This window comes from Sulfitobacter sp. HGT1 (genome assembly GCF_013282155.1).
GTDB lineage: Bacteria > Pseudomonadota > Alphaproteobacteria > Rhodobacterales > Rhodobacteraceae > Sulfitobacter.
The window spans coordinates 1-2506 of the sequence record NZ_BLWI01000006.1 but is presented as its reverse complement, the minus strand read 5'-3'; the positions used below and the strand labels follow the sequence as shown (position 1 = coordinate 2506).

The 2506-nt window shown below is 49.2% G+C and carries 1 protein-coding gene; it reads right to left on the bottom strand.

The window, feature by feature from the left end; all coding sequences use genetic code 11:
- The coding region (locus tag HGT1_RS06195) for a TrlF family AAA-like ATPase (protein WP_176249069.1) at nt 1-2506 on the bottom strand (2506 nt) is incomplete at both ends.

Genomic DNA, 2506 nt, shown 5'->3' with positions numbered 1-2506 from the left:
TTTTAAGTGACATCCAACAGTCCAAGTTCTCTTCTGGTTGATCGATGATAAGCGGACGTGTGTCAGCATCATCTAGCGCTAAGTAAAGCAGAAGAAGTACAATCCCACGCGTGCCGGGCGACAACTTGCGAATATCGACACCATCAAAATCAATACCGTATTGAAGGCTAATATGATCCGTCGAATACAGCCACTTAGCAAAACGCTTGAGCCAGTCTCGATACTCGTTCTCATCCGATTTCGTAACATTGGTATGTTCGAGCAAAGCAGACATGTACTCGGTTCGAAAACTCGCCATTGCAGCACCTACGGCTTCTGTTCCGCCAGTCTCCCAAACGGCTTTAAGGTGATTGTTGACCAGCGAAAGGAATGTGCCAGCCCCTTTGAACGGAGTATCCCTACGCAGATCAATGAGGTGCTTTTCTGCGAAGTCAGCCCATCTGTCCACGTCAACTGACCGAGATACCGTGAATGACATCTTCTTCAAGCTTCCGGTTGAACCAGAAAGCTTATCCAGCAGCGGCTCATAGAGTTCTGTGAGAACCCTCTGCTCCGAAATAACCGCACTGAATACGCGAGAATATGCCTCATCTCTTTCGGCCTGTAGCTCTGAGATACGCGCGCGAGCTCCTTGGGCGATCTGAAGTTTTTCCCTCAAGATGGTAAGCGAAGTTGTTTCTATTGAAATTCTCGATGTAAGAGCAGAAAATTGCTTTTTTGTTACTTCGTCGGCGGCAACAAGTCTTTCAAGCCTCGCAATTTCTGCTTGTAAAAGCGCCAAAGGCTGCCTTTCTAGCTCAGCATCTTCGGGGATTAGAAGAGTTTCTGGTGTTGCAGGTGACGGCGGCGTAACGCCTTTCCATGAGTTTATGGAAATTTCGCAGTCGCTAAGAAGCTGAGCGATCTGTGCATCGACATCACCTGTGTAATCGATCTGAAACGCATTCCAGTCACTATCTTTCATCTGACTGGCTTTGTGACGTTCCTGCGTTACTCGCAACATTTCAGGAGCCTTCACGAACCTTAAGTCCTTCACATCATCTGCAAGTCCATCAAGTGCTGATTTCTTCTGATTAAAAAATCTTAGATTGCCACGAACTGTTTCGGCAGCCGTTGAGAGATCATTCAAACGCCCCATTCGAGCTTCAGAGCCTTTGACGACCAACTTACCGCGATCTTCGGTTAGTTGCCCAATGAGCTTTTCTTTGATGTCAATGTCCGTAGTAATCTTGGATATTTTCCGAACTTGCTCATATTCAATACTTATCCGATCCGACAGGTTAACGATTGTCTCTTCTTCGCGTCTTCTGGTGTGACGAAACCGAGCCGATTTCAATTCAAGCAGTTCACGAAAATCAAGAGCACCCTCCCGATCCGTTAGGGTGTGTGCCTCGTAAATCACACGTTCTATTTCACGCAGGAGCCCGTCCGTCATCATATCTGCAGAACATAAATCCTCCACAAATTGTTGAGAAAGATAACGCGCACGCTGATTAACCACATCTGGTTGATCACGGCCATCTAGGAACCGTGTGGTCGGCTCACCCGCACGCCACGTCGCCTTCACCTTGGCGTCCCCCAACAGATCAATTGCGCGGCTTAAGAATGATGGGCTTGGTTTGGAGCTGTGATCGCCCTCAGATGTCTGGGGCGTCGCATCGCAAACAGAAGCGATGATATCAGCTAACGCAGTTTTTCCCGAACCTCGCGCCCCAATCACGGCAACAAGCCCATGGTTAAAAGCAATTTTAGGCGTGTTCGCCCATGGTGCGTTCACAAGCTCAATCCCATCGATGAGCTGAGAAGGTGTTCCAGAAGACGGGGGAGCTTCACCAACAAATGCGCGTCCTGATGGATCAATACACGCCTGCCGAAGAGCATCGAACTCTAATCCACCTTTAATCCAAGAAAACCGATTTCCGTCTGGCCTGCCCACAGTCCGTGTCTCATGACTATCGCTTCCATGCATACATGGCTTCAGGCTGCCATAATCGGAAATGAGTTCCTCTGGGGATGCTGCGCGAAGGCCCAACCAAAATTCACGCTGCGCAGCACTGCTTGCGAAAATGATGTCCGCGAATTTCTCAATCTCCGTCCGCAAGGTCGCATCTGCCGCCTCTTTTACGCCAGATGTTCCATCGTCCTTGCCCCCGGCGACGGCCACTAGGATGTTTTCTTGCGCCCACCTTGATTGATCAAACTCGTCTCGAAGCTGGTCGAATCCTACTTTGAACTGGGTTGCACCTTGCTCCAAAGCGAGCTCGTCTGTCACTTTTGAAGGGTCGGAGGCACGGCCCAAACGGATCAGGTCGTCCCTAGTACAGGTGAAAGGTTCGTCATGCGCCCTAAACCTGAGTTTTCGAACAAACGCTTTCGCTTTTTCTAGATGATCTGGGTCTTCTGGGCTGACCATGAGGTGCATATTCACCCCGCATTCCCCAAGTAAATCTCTGATTTTGCTATCCTGATCGTGGTATTTCGTATATAAATCATGGCGTTGCTGGCT